This window comes from Cellulomonas sp. (assembly GCF_965229465.1).
Taxonomy (GTDB): Bacteria; Actinomycetota; Actinomycetes; order Actinomycetales; family Cellulomonadaceae; genus Cellulomonas.
Genome location: NZ_OZ245882.1, coordinates 3,412,046 through 3,428,981, shown reverse-complemented (window position 1 = coordinate 3,428,981; position 16,936 = coordinate 3,412,046). Strand labels below are relative to the sequence as shown.

General features: G+C 72.5%; 14 protein-coding genes and 2 pseudogenes. 1 reads left to right on the top strand and 15 read right to left on the bottom strand.

Annotated elements, in window-relative coordinates; genetic code table 11:
* The 9 genes and pseudogenes from rimM to ACO06A_RS16205 all read right to left on the bottom strand — a co-directional run.
* Positions 1–549 carry a ribosome maturation factor RimM gene (rimM, locus tag ACO06A_RS16245; RefSeq protein WP_421733241.1) on the bottom strand — a complete coding sequence of 183 codons (549 nt, stop codon included), beginning with the start codon at positions 547–549 and terminating at the stop codon, positions 1–3.
* Between the two features lie 74 nt (positions 550–623).
* On the bottom strand, positions 624–863 hold the full coding sequence (locus ACO06A_RS16240; RefSeq protein ID WP_175347493.1) for an RNA-binding protein: 240 nt from the start codon (positions 861–863) through the stop codon (positions 624–626).
* Positions 863–1,288, bottom strand: coding sequence for a 30S ribosomal protein S16 (rpsP, locus tag ACO06A_RS16235; protein ID WP_421733240.1), 426 nt, complete (start codon positions 1,286–1,288; stop codon positions 863–865). Before rpsP ends, ACO06A_RS16240 begins: the two co-directional genes overlap by 1 nt.
* Positions 1,289–1,461: 173 nt before the next feature.
* The gene (locus ACO06A_RS16230; protein WP_421733239.1) at positions 1,462–2,553 is read right to left on the bottom strand and encodes an amidohydrolase family protein; all 1,092 of its coding nucleotides are present in this window, start codon (positions 2,551–2,553) and stop codon (positions 1,462–1,464) included.
* A gap of 6 nt (positions 2,554–2,559) precedes the next feature.
* Entirely contained in the window at positions 2,560–4,152 is a 1,593-nt protein-coding gene (gene ffh / locus ACO06A_RS16225; RefSeq protein WP_421733238.1) for a signal recognition particle protein, read from the bottom strand.
* Positions 4,153–4,176: 24 nt separating this feature from the next.
* Positions 4,177–5,973, bottom strand: coding sequence for a [protein-PII] uridylyltransferase (locus tag ACO06A_RS16220; RefSeq protein ID WP_175347497.1), 1,797 nt, complete (start codon positions 5,971–5,973; stop codon positions 4,177–4,179).
* Between the two features lie 22 nt (positions 5,974–5,995).
* A complete protein-coding gene (locus ACO06A_RS16215; protein WP_175347498.1) occupies positions 5,996–6,337 on the bottom strand; it encodes a P-II family nitrogen regulator in 342 nt (113 codons plus the stop codon).
* Positions 6,337–7,644: an ammonium transporter gene (locus ACO06A_RS16210; protein WP_421733237.1), complete on the bottom strand. Its 1,308-nt coding sequence runs from the start codon at positions 7,642–7,644 to the stop codon at positions 6,337–6,339. The genes ACO06A_RS16215 and ACO06A_RS16210 overlap by 1 nt, the downstream gene beginning before the upstream one ends.
* An 87-nt stretch (positions 7,645–7,731) precedes the next feature.
* Positions 7,732–8,145 (bottom strand): annotated as a pseudogene (locus ACO06A_RS16205) (transposase); the annotation flags it as partial.
* Positions 8,146–8,147: 2 nt separating this feature from the next.
* On the opposite strand from ACO06A_RS16205, the pseudogene ACO06A_RS16200 reads away from it, so the two are divergent.
* A pseudogene (locus tag ACO06A_RS16200) lies at positions 8,148–8,315 on the top strand (IS30 family transposase); the annotation flags it as partial.
* Positions 8,316–9,042: 727 nt separating this feature from the next.
* On the opposite strand, the gene ftsY reads toward ACO06A_RS16200, so the two are convergent.
* The 6 genes from ftsY to ACO06A_RS16170 all read right to left on the bottom strand — a co-directional run bounded on the left by ftsY (position 9,043) and on the right by ACO06A_RS16170 (position 16,935).
* Positions 9,043–10,212: a signal recognition particle-docking protein FtsY gene (gene ftsY, locus ACO06A_RS16195; RefSeq protein ID WP_421733236.1), complete on the bottom strand. Its 1,170-nt coding sequence runs from the start codon at positions 10,210–10,212 to the stop codon at positions 9,043–9,045.
* Between the two features lie 59 nt (positions 10,213–10,271).
* Entirely contained in the window at positions 10,272–10,601 is a 330-nt protein-coding gene (locus ACO06A_RS16190; protein ID WP_421733235.1) for a hypothetical protein, read from the bottom strand.
* 122 nt (positions 10,602–10,723) lie between these two features.
* Complete coding sequence (gene smc, locus ACO06A_RS16185) at positions 10,724–14,290, bottom strand: chromosome segregation protein SMC (protein ID WP_421733234.1); 3,567 nt, start codon at positions 14,288–14,290, stop codon at positions 10,724–10,726.
* Between the two features lie 46 nt (positions 14,291–14,336).
* Entirely contained in the window at positions 14,337–14,771 is a 435-nt protein-coding gene (gene ndk, locus ACO06A_RS16180; protein WP_421733233.1) for a nucleoside-diphosphate kinase, read from the bottom strand.
* A gap of 31 nt (positions 14,772–14,802) precedes the next feature.
* Positions 14,803–15,204, bottom strand: coding sequence for a DUF4233 domain-containing protein (locus tag ACO06A_RS16175; RefSeq protein WP_421733232.1), 402 nt, complete (start codon positions 15,202–15,204; stop codon positions 14,803–14,805).
* A 9-nt stretch (positions 15,205–15,213) separates the two neighbouring features.
* Complete coding sequence (locus ACO06A_RS16170) at positions 15,214–16,935, bottom strand: MDR family MFS transporter (protein WP_421733231.1); 1,722 nt, start codon at positions 16,933–16,935, stop codon at positions 15,214–15,216.
* Between the last annotated feature and the right edge of the window lies 1 nt (position 16,936).

Sequence of the window (16,936 nt, the reverse complement as noted above, 5' to 3'; positions counted from 1 at the left end):
TCAGTCGTCGTCTCCCACGGTCTCCTCGGACACCACCAGGTTCGCCGCGTCGGACGCCAGGAGGCCTCCGGGCGGGTCCAGCACCACGCGGCCACCGGCGACGTCGACCACCGGCACGATGACCTTGACGAACGGGATCAAGGTGCGGGCGCCGTCGGGCTCGCGCAGAACCAGCATGTCGTGCGCCGGCAGGTGCTCGAGGCCGACGATCTCGCCGAGCAGCCGGCCGTCGACGTGCTCGGCACGCAGGCCCGCGAGCTCGTGCGGGTACCAGGCGTCGTCCTCCTGCGAGCTGTCCTCGTCCACCACCAGCTCGGTGCCGCGCATCGCCTCGGCCGTCGTCCGGTCGGTGATCTGCGCGAAGGTCACGTACCAGCGGTCGTGCTGCGTGCGCGTGCTCACGACGGTGAGCGGACCGCGCGCCGCCGGCTCGGTGAGCAGCACGGCGCCCACCCCGAACCGGTCCTCGGGGTTGTCGGTCCGCAGGTCGAGGGCGACCTCTCCGCGCAGGCCGTGGGCACGGCCGATCCGCGCGACGGTCAGCTGCATGGAGAGTCCTCACGTAGGGGGGTCATGGCGAAGGCCCGGTCCCCAGGGTAGGGGACCGGGCCTTGCGCGATGGATCAGCGCCGGTCGACGTCCACGACGTCGACGCGGACCGAGCCGTCCGTCGAGAGCGCACCGACGACGGTACGCAGCGCGCGTGCCGTCCGACCGCCGCGGCCGATGACCCGGCCGAGGTCGTCCGGGTGCACGCGCACCTCGAGCAGGTCGCCGCGACGCAGCGTCGACGCGGTCACGCGGACGTCGTCCGGGTGGTCGACGATGCCGCGGACCAGGTGCTCGAGAGCGTCGGCGAGCATCAGGCCTGCTCGTCCTCGGCCGGAGCCTCGGCAGCGGCGGCCTTCTTCGCGGCGGCCTTCTCGGACGCCTTGGCCTTGGCCTTCTCGGCGTCGAGCGCGACAGCCTCGATGGCGTCCTTCGGGTCGATCTTGTCGGCCTTGGTGCGCAGCGTGCCCTCCTGGCCGGGAAGGTTCTTGAACTTCTGCCAGTCACCCGTGATCTTGAGGAGCACGGCGACCTGCTCGGTCGGCTGCGCGCCGACGCCGAGCCAGTACTGCGCACGCTCGGAGTCGACCTCGATGAACGAGGGCTCCTCGGTGGGGTGGTACTTGCCGATCTCCTCGATCACGCGGCCGTCGCGCTTGGTGCGCGAGTCGGCGACGACGATGCGGTAGTACGGAGCGCGGATCTTGCCGAGACGCTTGAGGCGGATCTTGGTGGCCACGGTGTGGTCTTCTCCTGATGTCTGCTGTGGGTGACCTGCCCGCGCATTGCCCGTGGGGTGGGCGCGCCGGGAAGGTCGGGGACACGACGAACGCAGGTAGAGGGGCTGCGGACGACGGGTACAGCCGACCATTGTGCCAGACGCGGACGACCACCCCCAACACCGTCCGGGGCTCAGCTCCCGGCGACGACCGCGCCCCGCAGCACGACGGCGGCGGGCGCGGCGAGCACCCCGATCTCGGCGCGGGGATCGGCGTCGTACACGACGACGTCGGCGCTCTCCCCCTCGGCGATCCCGGCGACCCCCAGCCACGCGCGCGTCCGCCAGCTCGCGGCGGCCACGACGTCGTGCGCGGGCAGCCCGGCGCGGACCAGCTCCGCGGCCTCGTCGGCGATCCGGCCGTGCGCGATCGTGCCGCCGGCGTCGGTGCCCACGAGCACCGGGACGCCCGCGTCGTGCAGGTCCCGGACCAGCTGGTAGCGGTGCGCGTGCAGGGCCCTCAGCCGCGCAGCGAACCGCGGGTAGCGCGAGCCCTGGGCGGCGATGGCCTCGAACTGCGCGATCTGGAGCAGCGTTGCCGTGACCGGGATGCCCGCGGCGGCGATCCGGTCGATCTGGTCGGGGGTGGCCCCGGTGGCGTGCTCGAGGCAGTCGATCCCGGCGTCGAGGAGCGCGTCGAGCGACTCGGTGGCGAACGTGTGCGCCGTGACGCGTGCGCCGGCCGTGTGCGCCGCGGCCACCGCGGCGGTGAGCACGTCGGAGGGCCACAGCGGTCGCAGGTCCCCGTCGGCGCCGAGGTCCCGGTCGATCCAGTCGGCGACCAGCTTGACCCAGCCGTCCCCGCGGGCGGCCTCCTCGCGCACCGCGTCCGGCAGGTCCGCGACCGAGTCGAGCTCGCGTCCGTAGTGCCGCAGGTAGCGCTTCGGCCGGGCCAGGTGCCGGCCCGCCCGGATCAGCCGCGGGAGGTCGTCCCGATCGTGCACCCAGCCGGTGTCCGCCGGCGAACCGGCGTCCCGGACCAGCAGCACGCCCGAGTCCCGGTCCGCCAGCGCCTGCGTCGAGGCGGTGCCGTCGTCGACCGGGCCGTCCGACGCCAGCCCGATGTGGCAGTGCACGTCGACCAGGCCGGGCAGGACCCAGCCCTCGAGCACCGCGTCGGGCGTCGCCGACGGACGCGCGAACGTGAGGCGTCCGCCCACGACCCACGCCTCGCCGACCTCGCGCTCGTCGTCGAGAACGACCGTGCCGCGCAGGTGCAGGACCACGAGCGCTCAGCGTCCGCCGAGGAAGCGGTCCAGACCGGCGGGCAGCTGGATCTCCGCAGGCTGCGTGGGCTCGGGCTTCGGGGCGATCCCGAAGGCGGACCCCTGCGGTGCGGCCGGCTTGCTCGTGATGCCGCGCTCCTGCTCGGCGCGCTTGGCGGGATTGCCCGACTTGCCCTTGGCCTTGCGCACCGGCGGCGCCGTGCGGCCGCGCGACTTCTTGCCGCCCATCCCAGGCAGGTTCCCCATGCCCGGAGGCATGCCGGGCATGCCGCCGCCCTTGGCCATCTGCTTCATCATCTTCTGCGCGCCGTCGAAGCGCTCCAGCAGCTGGTTGACGTCGCTGGGCTTGGTGCCCGAGCCCGCGGCGATGCGCGACCGGCGGGAGCCGTTGATGATCTTCGGGGTGCGGCGCTCCGCCGGGGTCATCGAGCGGATGATCGCCTCGATGCGGTCCACCTCGCGCTCGTCGAAGTTGTCGAGCGCCTCCCGCATCTGCCCCATGCCGGGCAGCATGCCCATCATCTTCTTCAGCGGGCCGGCGTTGCGCAGCTGCTGCATCTGCGTGAGGAAGTCCTCGAGCGTGAGGTCCTGGCCGGACGCCAGCTTGTCGGCCATCTCCTCGGCCTGGCCGGCGTCGAACGCCTTCTCGGCCTGCTCGATGAGCGTGAGGATGTCGCCCATGTCGAGGATGCGGGACGCCATCCGGTCCGGGTGGAACACCTCGAACTCGGTGAGCTTCTCGCCCGTGGACGCGTACATGATCGGCTTGCCGGTCACGCTGGCCACCGACAGCGCCGCACCACCGCGAGCGTCGCCGTCGAGCTTGGTCAGCACGACGCCGGTGAACCCGACCCCGTCCTGGAACGCCTGGGCCGTGGTGACCGCGTCCTGGCCGATCATCGCGTCGATGACGAAGAGGATCTCGTCGGGGTCGAGCGCGTCGCGGATGTCGGACGCCTGCTGCATCAGCTCGGCGTCCACACCAAGGCGGCCGGCCGTGTCGACGATCAGCACGTCGTGCAGCTTGACCTTGGCCGTGGCCAGACCCTCGCGGGCGACCGCGACCGGGTCGGCGCCGAGCGGCATGACGTCGTCGCTGCCCTGGTTGCCGGGGTGCGGGGCGAACACGGGCACGCCCGCGCGCTCCCCCACCACCTGGAGCTGGGTGACGGCGTTGGGGCGCTGGAGGTCCGCCGCGACGAGCAGCGGGGTGTGGCCCTGCGACTTCAGGTGCAGCGCCAGCTTGCCGGCGAGCGTCGTCTTGCCGGCACCCTGCAGGCCCGCGAGGAGGATCACGGTCGGCGGGTTCTTGGCGAGGTTCAGCGTGCGGGTCTGGCCGCCGAGGATGGCGACGAGCTCCTCGTTGACGATCTTGACGACCTGCTGGGCCGGGTTCAGCGCGCCGGACACCTCGGCCGACAGCGCGCGCTCACGCACAGCACCCGTGAACGAGCGCACGACCGGGACCGCGACGTCGGCGTCGAGCAGCGCCCGGCGGATCTCGCGCACGGTGGCGTCGATGTCCGCCTCGGACAGACGGCCCTTGGTGCGCAGGTTCTTGAAGGTCGACGTCAGTCGGTCGGACAGGGTGGCGAACACCTGGCGGTCCTCACGCTCGGGGGTTCAGGGACGACCTAGCGTACCTGCCAGCTCCCGGGTGGCCCGTGCCGTCAGGTCGTCGACGAGCGTCTCGCGCCACGCGCTCCACGCCGGTGGCCCGGCAGCGCCGGCGTCGGCCTCGGTCAGCGCGCGCAGCAGCTCGAGCATGTCCGGGCGGTGGTCGACGGCGTCCAGCAGCCGGGACATCGTCGCCGGGTCGTCGGGGTCGGCCGTGGTGGCCAGCTCGGCGAGCGTGAGGTGCTCGCGGACCAGCCGCGTCACGTCGGCGGCCACCTGGTCGTCGAACCCCATGCGCAGCACGATCGGACCCGCCAGCCGGGCGCCCTCGGTCGAGTGGTCGCCCGCGCCGGCGCGCTTGCCGATGTCGTGCAGGAGCGCCGCGAGCAGCAGGGTCTCGCCGTGCTCGACCGCGCGCTTGTCGCGGCCGGCCCGGGCGACGGTCTCGACCAGGTGCCGGTCGACGGTGTGCCGGTGGATCGCCGAGCGCTGGGGGCGGTTGCGGACGCCGGCCCACTCGGGGATCCAGGTGGTCACGACCCCGGCCAGGTCCAGCGCCTCCCAGATGGGCACCTGTGCGGGCCCGGACCCCAGGAGCTGGAGGAGGTAGGTGCGCGCCGCCTTCGGCCACGGGACCGGTAGCGGCGGCGTGGCCGTCAGGCTGGCGACGGTCACCGGTGAGAGGCTCAGCCCCGTCCGCGCGGCGGTCGCGGCAGCCCGCAGGGAGAGCAGCGGGTCGTCGGCGGGCCGGGCCTCGACGGCCAGCACGATCTCGCCGTCGTGCTCGACCAGGTCCTCGGCGATGGTCCGCAGCCGCGGGGCGGTCCGGCGGCCGCGCACGAGCATGGTCGCCCGCGCAGGCCGCTGGAGCGCCTGGCGGGCGTTGCGCACGGTGGTGTCGAGCGCGTAGGAGATCACCCGCGCCGCCTCCGCGATGCTGGCCAGGAGGTCGTCGCGGTCGTCGAAGCCGACCAGGGCGGCGACCTCGTCCTGGTCCGCGAGCAGGAGCCGGTTGGTGTGCCGGCGGGTCACCACCTGGACGGTGTCCCGCACGTCGAGGAGGTGGGCGTAGGCCATGTCGACCGCACCGTGCGGCCGGTCGGTGAGCCAGGTGGCGGCCAGCGCGCTGAGCACGACCGCGTCGCGGATGCCGCCGCGGGACTCCTTGAGCTCCGGCTCGATGAGGTACGCCAGCTCGCCGTGCCGCTCCGCACGCTGGCGGGTGGAGGCGAGGAGCTCGGGCAGGCGGCGGCGGGCGGCGGAGCGCCAGTCCTCCAGGAGCGCGGACTTGGCGCGCGCGATCACGACCGCGTCGCCGGACACGGGCTGGAGGTCGAGGAGCCCGACGGCCGCCGGCAGGTCCTTCGAGGCGACCTGGCGGCACTGCGCGAGCGAGCGGACCGAGTGGTCCAGGTCGAGGCCCGCGTCCCAGATCGGGTACCAGAGCTTCTGGGCGAGGGCCGAGAGCTCCTCGGTGGAGTGGCCGCGACCCTCGTGCACCAGCAGCAGGTCGAGGTCCGAGACCGGGCTGGCGTCGCCGCGCCCGACGCTGCCGACGGCGCCCAGCGCGATGCCGGACACGTCGACACCCTCGGTCGCGATCTCCCACTGCTCCCGCAGGCGACCGACGACGAGCTCGACGATGGCGGCGCGACGGGCGATGCCGTCGGCGCCGGGGCCGGTCAGGCCGGCTGCGAGCTCGAGCCGCTCAGTGCGGAGGTCCCGCACCCCGATCGCGGGGTGCGGGACCTCGGGCGACCCGTTCGCGGCCGCGCCCCCCGCGGGCGGCCGTTCCTGTGTCATGTGTGGCAGTCAGCCGTCCTGGTCAGAGGGCGTCGTCGCCGTGCTCACCGGTGCGGACGCGAGCCACGTCCTCGACCGGCACGACCCAGACCTTGCCGTCGCCGATCTTGCCGGTCTGCGCCGCACGGACGATGACCTCGGTCACGCTGACCACGTCCGCGTCGCTGACGAGCACGTCGATCTTGACCTTGGGAACCAGGTCGACCGTGTACTCGGCACCGCGGTAGACCTCGGTGTGACCGCGCTGGCGGCCGTAGCCGCTGGCCTCGCTCACGGTCAGACCACGGACGCCTGCGGCCTCGAGGGCCGACTTCACATCGTCCAGCCGGTGCGGCTGGATGACCGCCGTCACGAGCTTCGTCATCACTTCACCTCCGTCACGACGCGGGCGCCGACGCCCAGCGTCTCGTATGCGGTCTCAGCGTGCAGTGCCAGGTCGACGCCGCCGACCTCGGCCTCGTCGGAGACCCGCAGACCGATGGTCGCCTTGAGGATGAGCGCGATGACGTACGTCGCCGTGAAGCTGAACAGCACCGCGGCGAGCGCGACGATCGTCTGCGTGGCCAGCTGAGTGACTCCACCACCGTAGAACAGACCGTTCTGGGCCCCGGGCGGGTAGAACGTGCTGTTCGTGTCCGTGGCGAAGAACCCGATGAGGATCGTCCCCACTAGACCACCGACGAGGTGGACGCCGACGACGTCGAGCGAGTCGTCATAGCCGAACCGGAACTTCAGGCCGACCGCGAGGGCGCAGAGCACACCCGCGACGAGCCCGACGGCGATGGCACCCCACGTGTCGACCGCGGCAGCGGCCGGCGTGATGGCGACCAGGCCGGCGACGATGCCGGACGCGGCACCGAGCGACGTGGCGTGACCGTCACGCAGCTTCTCCGTGGCGAGCCAGGCGAGCATCGCGATGCCCGTGGCCAGGAGCGTGTTGAGCCAGGCCCGACCGGCCGTGCCGTCGGCGGCGAACTCGGAGCCGGCGTTGAAGCCGAACCAGCCGAACCACAGCAGCGCGGCACCGAGCATGACGAACGGCAGGTTGTGCGGCCGCATGGCCTCCTTGCCGAAGCCCTTGCGCTTGCCGAGCACGAGCGCCAGCACCAGGCCGGCGGTACCGGCGTTGATGTGGACGACCGTTCCACCGGCGAAGTCGATCGGGGTCGAGAGACCCTCGGTCAGTCCGGTGCCGCTCAGCAGTCCGCCGCCCCACACCCAGTGGGCGAGTGGCATGTAGACCACGGTGACCCAGACGGCCGTGAAGACGAGCCACGCACCGAACTTGATGCGGTCCGCCACGGCACCCGAGATGAGCGCGACCGTGATGATCGCGAAGGTCGCCTGGTAGCCCGCGGCCACGAGGAACGGCACGCCGGAGGCGGCCATCAGGCTCTGGTCGTCGGTGGCTCCCTGGAGGCCGAAGAACTCGAACGGGTTGCCGAGCCACCCGCCGCCGAGGTCCGGGCCGAACGCACCGGAGTAGCCGTAGAGCACCCAGATGAGACCGGCGACGCCGATCGCGCCGAAGCTCATCATCATCATGTTCAGCACGCTCTTGCCGCGCACCATGCCGCCGTAGAAGAACGCCAGCCCCGGCGTCATCAGCAGCACGAGCGACGCGGCGGTGAGCATAAACGCCGTGTTCCCGCTGTCCAGCTCGAATTCCATCGAGATCGCCTCTCCACTCGCCAGCCGGGGGTGGCTGGTCCGGGGATCACAGTCGACGAGGCGGGTTTCCGTCGTGGGCGAGGGACGTTACGTCGGTGTGACAAGCCTCGCCCGCAGGTAAACGTTCGGTTTCGTGGTGAGCGGTCGTCCAGGTCGAGCGAGCCGACGCTGCAGGTTGCGGAACCCGAGCGCGGAGCCGCACAGGTGCTCCAGGCAGCCGTTCATCGCCTCGGTGGGGCCGTTGGAGGTGCCGGGGCGATCGAAGAAGGCCTGGACGTCGATGGCTCACTTGGCCAGGGTCCGCCCGAGCGTGATGAGCTCGGTGAGTGCAGACGAGACGTGATGGCTGACCGACTCGATCAGCGCCGTCATCAGCTGGCGGCCCTTGGCGCGGTGGGGCTCGCGGTAGGCGCCGATCATGCGCTGGTAGATGCCCCAGGTTGCCTCGACCTGGACGTGCTCATCAACGTCGAACACTGCGGTCAACCGTTGGTGTTGCCGGGCAGCGCGGATCAATCGAGAACACCGACGGGGTCCCGCGCCAGTACTTCCCCAAGAGCACCGACCTGTCCGTCCACGGCCCCGAAGACCTCGAGCACGTCGCCCACGAGCGCCAACGCAAGGCGCTCGGCTCGAAGAACCCAGCCGAGCGCCTAAGTGAACTCCTGTCCGCCCCACCAACCAGCGGTGTTTGCAACAAACCCCTCGAAACCGCCACCCCCATCTGTGATGAGCCGCTATGGTTCCAGCGCGCCTCTCGCCGAGAGGTAGTGCAGTTGTCGCGGTCACCAGCTTTGAGGTGACTCTGAAAAGGGGAGATTGGTTATGCGATTGAAATCCTTGACTCGTGCACTCTTGGTGCTTACGCTCGCGTTTACGGGCCTAATCGCTTCGGCGCAGATGAGCTCGGCCGGTGGGCAGTACTACTACTACAAAGTCGTCGGGGTGAGCTCCTCCCTCGGTTCCGGAGGCTCCGTGGGCTCCTGCATCGTGACTTCGTCTGCCGGGAGCTGCTCGGTGGCGTCAGGCAAGACCGCCACGCGAACGATCTCGGTTACCCTCGGATATACGCGCGAAGGGGTCGCAGCGTCCCTCGGAATCTCGAGCTCGACTGCGACGACGATCACGGTTGGTTGCTCGTGGTCGGCAAAGGGGACGCATTACGCCTACGCCTACGGTCGTCACTATTCCTACCGGATCCAGAAGTGGTACAGCGGTAATGGTACCGAGACGTTGGTGGAGACCAGCGGGGTGCTCTCCGCATTCAACCCGTTCTCAACCAGCATCTACTGCGGAGGCTGAGCACAGAACCGGCTGTCGCTTGTTCGACGCGCGATGAAGCGCGGCGCTCCCCGTCGGCCCCGAGCGAGATTGGCTCGGGGCCGGCTGGAGTCGCCGTTAGGCCCCGAGCAGTCCGTCGACGAACGACGCCGGGTCGAACGGGGCCAGGTCGTCCGGGCCCTCGCCGAGGCCCACGAACTTGACCGGGACGCCCAGCTCACGCTGCACGGCGACCACGATCCCGCCCTTCGCGGTGCCGTCGAGCTTGGTGAGCACGATGCCGGTCACGCCGGCGACCTCACTGAACACGCGCGCCTGGTTCAGCCCGTTCTGCCCGGTGGTCGCGTCGAGCACCAGGAGCACCTCGGACAGCGGCGCCTCGCGCGTGATCACGCGCGTGATCTTGCCCAGCTCGTCCATCAGGCCGGCCTTGTTCTGGAGGCGTCCGGCGGTGTCCACCAGCACGACGTCGATCCCCTCGGCGCGGCCGGTGCGGACGGCGTCGAACGCCACGGCCGCCGGGTCGGCGCCGTCGCGGTCGGAGCGGACCGTGTGCACGCCGACGCGCGACCCCCACGTCTGGAGCTGGTCGGCGGCAGCCGCGCGGAACGTGTCCGCCGCACCCAGCACGACCGTCTTCCCCTCGGCGACGAGCACGCGCGCGAGCTTGCCGACCGTCGTGGTCTTGCCGGTGCCGTTGACGCCCACGACGAGCACGACCGCGGGGACCTGCGAGCCGTCGGCGGCCGCGCCGTGCGCGGTGTTCAGGCTGCGGTCGAGGGACGGGTCGACCAGCGCAAGGAGCTGCTCACGCAGGACCGCGCGGACGCGGGCAGGATCCTTGAGGCCCTCGACCCGCACGCGGGTGCGCAGCGCCTCGATGAGCTCGCCGGACGGCCCCGCACCGACGTCGGCCAGGAGCAGGGTCTCCTCGAGCTCGTCCCAGTCGTCCTCCGTGAGGTGGTCCTTGGAGAGCACCGCGAGCAGCCGGGTGCCCAGGGGCGACCCGGAGCGGGCCAGCCGGTCGCGCAGCCGCGAGAGCCGCCCGGCGACCGGCGCGGGGACCTCGAGGGCCGGCGGGGCCTCGGCCTCCTCCGGGAGCACCTCGGTGGGTGCTGCGGGTGTGTCGAGCTCAGGAGCCGGCGCGGGGGCCGGCACGTCGACGGCCGGCGGCGCCTCGTCGGTGGTGGTGCCGCGACGCCGGCGGACGAAGACGGTCGCCAGCGCGACGAGCAGGACCGTCGGGATGCCGGCGGCCAGGAGGATCTCGAGCGTCTCGGGGTTCACCGGGACAGTCTGTCGGGCGGCGGGCTCAGGACGCGAACCGGCGCGTCAGCGTGCGGACCTCAGCGGTCGCGGTTGCCGGGCAGCGCGCCGACGGCCTTGTCGCGGGCCCGCTGGAGCGTCGCCGCGAGGTCGTCCACCTGGAGGTACGCCTCCCCCTCGTCCACCGTCTCCCGCAGGAACTGGGCGAGCGAGAGGTCGACGGGCTCGACCGCGGCAGCGGCCGCAGCCGCCCGCTGGTCGGTGTCGGGGTGCTTGCGGCCGGACCAGCCGGTGCGGAACGTGCGGAGCGGGGATGCACTCTTGCCCGTGGCCGAGCTGGCGGCGCCCGCGGCGAGCAGCACCCCGGCGGCGACGAGGAGGGCCAGGAAGATCGCGACGAAGATGGCCATGGCCCCAGTGTCCGCGCCGATCGCCGGTCCGTCTGCGCCCCGCGCGCAGGGAACGCCAAACGGCACACAATCTCCACACGCTGCGCGGCGAGCCGCGATAGGCCCGGGCGAGCCTGCGCGGGTCAGACGGCGACGTCCTCGCGCATCCGCTGGCTGATGACGGTCGTCACGCCGTCGCCGCGCATGGTCACGCCGTACAGGGCGTCGGCGATCTCCATCGTGCGCTTCTGGTGGGTCACGACGATGAGCTGCGAGTCCTCCTGGAGCTCCCGGAACAGCTCGAGCAGCCGGCCGAGGTTGGCGTCGTCGAGGGCCGCCTCGACCTCGTCCATCACGTAGAACGGGCTGGGCCGCGCCTTGAAGATGGCCACCAGCAGGGCGACCGCCGTCAGCGACCGCTCGCCACCCGAGAGCAGGGACAGCCGCTTGACCTTCTTGCCGGCCGGGCGCGCCTCCACCTCGATGCCGGTGGTGAGCATGTTGTCCGGGTCGGTGAGCACGAGCCGGCCCTCGCCCCCGGGGAACAGCCGTGGGAAGACGACGTCGAAGGCTGCCGCGGTGTCGCGGTAGGCCTCGGCGAACACCTGCTCGACGCGCTCGTCGATCTCGCGGACGATCTCGAGCAGGTCGGTGCGGGACTTCTTCAGGTCCGCCAGCTGCTCCACCAGGAACTGGTGGCGCTCCTCCAGCGCGGCGAACTCCTCGAGCGCCAGCGGGTTGACGCGGCCGAGCAGCGAGAGCGCACGCTCCGCGGCACGCAGCCGCTTCTCCTGCTGCTCGCGCACGTACGGGACCTCGGTCGGTGCGTCGGGGTCCACCTCCGCACCCGGCACCGTGATCACGGGGACGGGCTGGTGGGGCCCGTACTCGTCGAGCAGGACGGCCGGGTCGAGGCCCAGGTCGTCGATCGCGCGGGCCTGGAGCGCCTCGATCCGCAGCCGCTGCTGGGTGCGTGCCACCTCGTCGCGGTGGGCGACGTCGGTGAGCTGGGCCAGCTCGGCGGCGCGGACGTCCACCTCGGCGCGCGCCGCGGTCACCTCACGGTCGCGCTCGCCGCGGGCCGTCTCTGCCGCGTCGCGCTCCGCCGAGGCCCGGCGCAGGGACTCGTCGAGGACGACAAGCGCCTGGGTGGCACCGTCGCGCACCGCCTGGGCCACGGTCGCCTGACGCGACCGGGCGCGCTCGCGCTCGGCAGCCCGCTCCCGCGCGACACGCTCGGTCTGCGCCGCGCGCTCGAGCGACTCGGCGCGGCCGGACAGGGCTCGCGCCCGCTCCTCACCGGTCCGCAGGGTCAGCCGCGCCTCGGTCTCCCTGGCACGCGCGCCCGACGCCAGCTCGGCCAGCCGGTCGCGACGCGCGCTGCCCTCGACGATCGCCGCCTCGCTCTCGGCCGGCTCGACCTCCGCCGCCGCGAGCCGCTCCGTGAGCTCCGCCAGCTCGGCGCTGTCGGCCTGGAGCGTCTGCGACGCGGCCTCCAGCGACTGCCGCAGCCGCGCGGCCTCGGCGTTCGCGGCGCGGGCCGTCGAGCCGAGGTGGCCCAGCTGCTCGGCGACGGCGGCCAGGGCGGCGTCGGACTCGTTGAGCCTGTCGAGCGTGCGCTCGTGGGCCTCCCGTGCCGCCGCCAGCGCCTCGGTGGCGCCGGAGAGCTCGAACCGGACGCGCTCGCCGTCGGCGGTCGCCTTCGCCACGCCGGAGCGGGCCGTGTCGAGCGCGGACTGGAGGTGCAGCGCGCTCGGGGCGGTCGCCGAGCCGCCGGACGCGCGGTGCTGGGACAGCACGTCCCCGGCGCGGGTGGCGACGACGAGGTCGGGCCGCACGGCGACGATCGCGCGTGCGGCCGCCAGGTCGTCGACGACCACCACGTCGGCGAGCAGGGCCTCCACCGCCGCGCGCACGTGCTCGGGGGCGCGGACGAGGTCGACCGCGCGGGCGGCGCCGGAGGGCACATCGGTCACGGGGGTTGGCGCCGTGGACGCGCCACTGACCAGCAGCGTCGCGCGTCCGGCGTCCTCGGTGCGCAGGTAGCGGATGGCGTCGACGGCGGCGTCGACCGAGTCCACGGCGACGGCGTCGGCCACCGCGCCCAGGGCCGCGACGATCGCCTCCTCGTTCTCCGGGTCGACCGCCAGCAGTGCCGCCACAGAGCCCACCAGGCCGGGCTGGCCATCCGCGGCGAGCAGGGCGCCGACGCCGTCCTTGCGCGTCAGGCTGAGCTCGAGGGTCTCGGCCCGGGACTCCAGCGCGGCGCGCTCGCGCTCGGCGGCGCCGAGCTGCTCCTGGAGTGCGGCCAGCCGCTCCGTCGCTCGCTCCAGGGCGTCGACGGCCGCCTCGTGCTCGGCGTCGAGCCCCTCCTCGCCCTCCTCGACCCCGGCCACCTGGGACTCGAGCACGGCGAACTCGGTCGTGGCCTCCTGGCCCCGCTGCTCGGCGGCCGCCAGCGACTCGCGCAGCCGCCCGAGCTCCGCCTGAGTCGCCTCCACGCGGCTGCGGCGTGCAGCCACCTGACCGGCCAGGCGGGCGACCCCCTCGCGGCGGTCGGCCGCGCCGCGCAGCGCGGTGGCGACCTCCTTCTCGGCAGCCGTGGCCTCCGCCTCGGCGTCCTGGCGGGCGGTGACCGCGGCCTCGAGGGCGGCGCGGGACAGCTCCACCTCGGACGCGAGCTCGGCCTCCGCGGAGCGAACGCGCTCGGCCTGCGCGGCCAGGTCGTCGGGGTCGGCGCCTCCGGAGCGCTCCGGGCCGGCGCTGCCGAGCAGGCGCACCCGGTCGGCGGCGAGCGAGGCGGTACCGCGCAGCCGCTCGCGCAGCGACGACAACCGGTACCAGACCTCGCTCGCCTCGCTCAGCGCGGGGGCGGCCTCGGCGGCCTCCCGCTCGAGCGTGGCCAGCCGGGTGCGGGTGGCGGCGAGCGCCCCCTCGACCTCTTCGCGGCGCACCCGCAGGGCGCTCTCGTCGGCGATCTCCTGCTCGAGGGTCGAGGTCAGCTGCGCGAGGTCGTCGGCCAGGAGACGGGCGCGGGCGTCGCGGAGGTCCGCCTGGACGACGGCGGCCTTGCGCGCGACCTCCGCCTGGCGGCCGAGCGGGCCCAGCTGGCGACGGATCTCGCCGGTCAGGTCACCGAGCCGCGTGAGGTTGGCCTGCATCGACTCGAGCTTGCGGAGCGCCTTCTCCTTGCGCTTGCGGTGCTTGAGGACGCCCGCCGCCTCCTCGATGAACCCCCGGCGCTCCTCGGGCGTGGCCCGCAGGACGGCGTCGAGCTGGCCCTGACCGACGATGACGTGCATCTCGCGGCCCAGGCCCGAGTCCGACAGAAGGTCCTGGATGTCCAGCAGCCGGCAGCCCTGGCCGTTGATCGCGTACTCGGACCCGCCGTTGCGGAACAGCGTCCGCGAGATGGTGACCTCGGAGTACTCGATCGGCAGCGCACCGTCGGCGTTGTCGATGGTGAGCGACACCTCGGCGCGGCCCAGCGGCGGACGACCGGCGGTGCCGGCGAAGATGACGTCCTCCATCTTGCCGCCGCGCAGCGACTTGGCGCCCTGCTCCCCCATCACCCAGGCCAGAGCGTCGACGACGTTGGACTTGCCCGAGCCGTTGGGCCCGACCACGCAGGTGACGCCCGGCTCGAAGTTCAGGGTCGTCGCCGAGGCGAACGACTTGAACCCCCGCAGGGTGAGGGTCTTGAGGTGCACGCACAGAGCCTAAGGTGCGCGCACCCCGGCTCCGGGGAGGCTGACGTCAGAGGGCGGGGAACCAGAGCGCGATCTCGCGGGCCGCCGACTCCTCGGAGTCCGAGCCGTGCACCAGGTTCTGGATGACCTTGAGGCCCCAGTCGCGCCCCAGGTCGCCCCGGATGGTGCCGGGGGCGGCGACGGTCGGGTCGGTGGCGCCGGCGAGCGAGCGGAAGCCCTCGATCGCGCGGTGGCCCTCGGCGACGACCGCCAGGACCGGGCCCGAGCTCATGAACTCGATCAGCGGCGCGACGAACGGCTTGCCCGCGTGCTCGGCGTAGTGCTCGGCCAGCAGCGACTCGTCGGCCTGCCGCAGCTCGACGGCGACCAGGGTGTAGCCCTTGGCCTCGATGCGGCGGACGATCTCCCCGGACAGGCCGCGGCGGACGCCGTCCGGCTTGACCAGGACGAGGGTGCGCTGCGTGGTGGGTGCGTCAGTCATGGGGTGAACCCTAACCGGCGTGCCCCGGGGGCTACGGCCCGACCGCTCCGGGGTTCGCGGCGTCGTACTCAGCCCGCTCGCGGTCGATCCTGGACCCGAGCCGCAGCGCGACCACCCACAGGACGACGAAGATCGCGCCGACGGCGAACATCATCGGGATGACGAACCCCCCGGCCAGCACGAGCACCTGGACGATCGAGCCGGCGAGGTAGCCGCCGGGCCGGGACACCAGGCCCGACAGCAGGATCAGCACCACGGACAGGCTCCCGCCCACCCACCAGATGGTGGAGGCGGGAGCGAGCCGCAGGCCGTACGCCACGAGCGTCGCGAAGAACACCAGGACGGCCTCGAGGATGAGGATCGTCTGGGTGAACTGGGGCTTCGCGGCACGCTTGCGGCGCACGGCCTGGCCGTCGGGGACGCCTGTGCTCATCGGGTCAGGCTACCGGCGGGACGAGGTCTCGACGTCGTCCGAGGCGGCGTCGGAGGCTGCATCGGGGGCGGTGTCCCGCTGGGTCGGGAGCTCGTCGTGCGGGGCGGCCGAGAGCTCGTCGACGATGCCCGAACCGGTGGCCGCACCCGAGCCGTCGGCCGCGAGGGCCTCGCCACGGGCGACCATGCCGGCCACGTCGGAGAGCTTGACCTCGCGCAGGAACAGGGCGAGGACGAAGCCGACGGCGATCACGGGCACGAGGTACCAGAAGGAGGGCGCGAGCGCGTTGGTGAACGCGTCGATGACCCCGGTCTTCAGCGGCTCGGGCAGGGCCTGGACCGCGGCGGGGGTGAGGCTGGAGGCCTCGCCGCCCGAACCCGCGGGCGCCCCCGCGAAGACGCCGGCCAGGTTGTCCGCCAGCTTCGTGGTGAACATGGTGCTGAACAGCGCCGTCCCGACCGCCGCGCCGATCTCGCGGAAGAAGTTGTTGGTGCTGGTCGCGGTCCCGATCTCGTGCGGGTCGACCGAGTTCTGCACGGCCAGCACGATCGTCTGCATGACCAGGCCCATGCCGGCGCCGAGCACGAAGATCATGGCGCCGAAGAGCCACATCGACATGTCGCCGGTGATCTGCGTGAGCCACGCGACGCCGCCCGTGGTGATGGCGAGGCCGACCACCGGGAAGATCTTGTAGCGGCCGGTCTTGGTGATCGCGATACCCGAGCCGATCGCGGTGATCATGACGCCGACCATCATCGGCAGCAGCAGGAAGCCGGACTCGGTGACGCCCGCGCCGGTCGACATCTGCAGGAACGTCGGCAGGAACGCCAGGGCGGAGAACATGCCCATGCCGAGGATGAGGCCGATCGCGGTGGCGATGGTGAAGGTCGGGTTCTTGAAGAGGCGCAGCGGAAGCAGGGGCTCCTCGGCGCGCAGCTCGACCATGATGAACGCGGCGATCGAGACGAGGGTGCCGATCACGAGGGCGAGCAGGCCCGGGTCGGACCAGTCGTAGCCGCGGTTGCCCGTCCAGCTGTCCCAGCTGGTGGCCAGCACGAGCCCGGACGTGGCGACGACCATGAAGAAGATGCCCGCGACGTCGATCTTCTTGCCGGAGCGGTGCGTCGGGAGCTTGAGGGTGAACCAGGCCACGGCGAACGCCGCGAGGCCGATCGGGATGTTGATCCAGAAGCACCAGCGCCAGTCGGCGTGCTGCGTGAACAGGCCACCCAGGAGCGGGCCGATGACGGCCGAGATGCCGAACAGCGCACCCATCGGGCCCATGTACTTGCCGCGGTCCTTGGCGGGCACGATGTCCGCGATGATCGCCTGCGACAGGATCATCAGCCCGCCGCCGCCGAGGCCCTGCACACCGCGCCAGAACACGAGCTCGCCGAACGACTGCGCGAATCCGGCACCCGCCGAGGCGAGGGTGAACAGGCCGATGGCGATGAGGAACGGCCAGCGCCGGCCCCACAGGTCACCGAACTTGCCGTAGAGCGGCATGACGATCGCGATCGCCAGGATGTAGGCGGTGACGACCCAGCCCTGGTGCTCGACCCCGTTGAGCTCGCCGACGATGGTGGGCATCGCGGTGCCGACGATCGACTGGTCGAGCGACGACATGAACATGCCGGCCATCAGGGCGCCGAAGATCAGCCAGACGGTCTTGGGGGTCAGGACGATCAGCGGCTTGTCGGCCGCTGGTGCCTCGGGTGCTGCGATGGCCATG

Excerpts from the sequence above, each read along its gene's own strand:
- ndk (WP_421733233.1), bottom strand. The coding sequence starts at position 14,771 with ATGACTGACGCACCCACCACGCAGCGCACCCTCGTCCTGGTCAAGCCG.
- ACO06A_RS16220 (WP_175347497.1), bottom strand. The coding sequence starts at position 5,973 with ATGACACAGGAACGGCCGCCCGCGGGGGGCGCGGCCGCGAACGGGTCG.
- ACO06A_RS16175 (WP_421733232.1), bottom strand. The coding sequence starts at position 15,204 with ATGAGCACAGGCGTCCCCGACGGCCAGGCCGTGCGCCGCAAGCGTGCC.
- ACO06A_RS16190 (WP_421733235.1), bottom strand. The coding sequence starts at position 10,601 with ATGGCCATCTTCGTCGCGATCTTCCTGGCCCTCCTCGTCGCCGCCGGG.
- rimM (WP_421733241.1), bottom strand. The coding sequence starts at position 549 with ATGCAGCTGACCGTCGCGCGGATCGGCCGTGCCCACGGCCTGCGCGGA.
- ACO06A_RS16170 (WP_421733231.1), bottom strand. The coding sequence starts at position 16,935 with ATGGCCATCGCAGCACCCGAGGCACCAGCGGCCGACAAGCCGCTGATC.
- ACO06A_RS16240 (WP_175347493.1), bottom strand. The coding sequence starts at position 863 with ATGCTCGCCGACGCTCTCGAGCACCTGGTCCGCGGCATCGTCGACCAC.
- ACO06A_RS16215 (WP_175347498.1), bottom strand. The coding sequence starts at position 6,337 with ATGACGAAGCTCGTGACGGCGGTCATCCAGCCGCACCGGCTGGACGAT.
- ACO06A_RS16210 (WP_421733237.1), bottom strand. The coding sequence starts at position 7,644 with ATGGAATTCGAGCTGGACAGCGGGAACACGGCGTTTATGCTCACCGCC.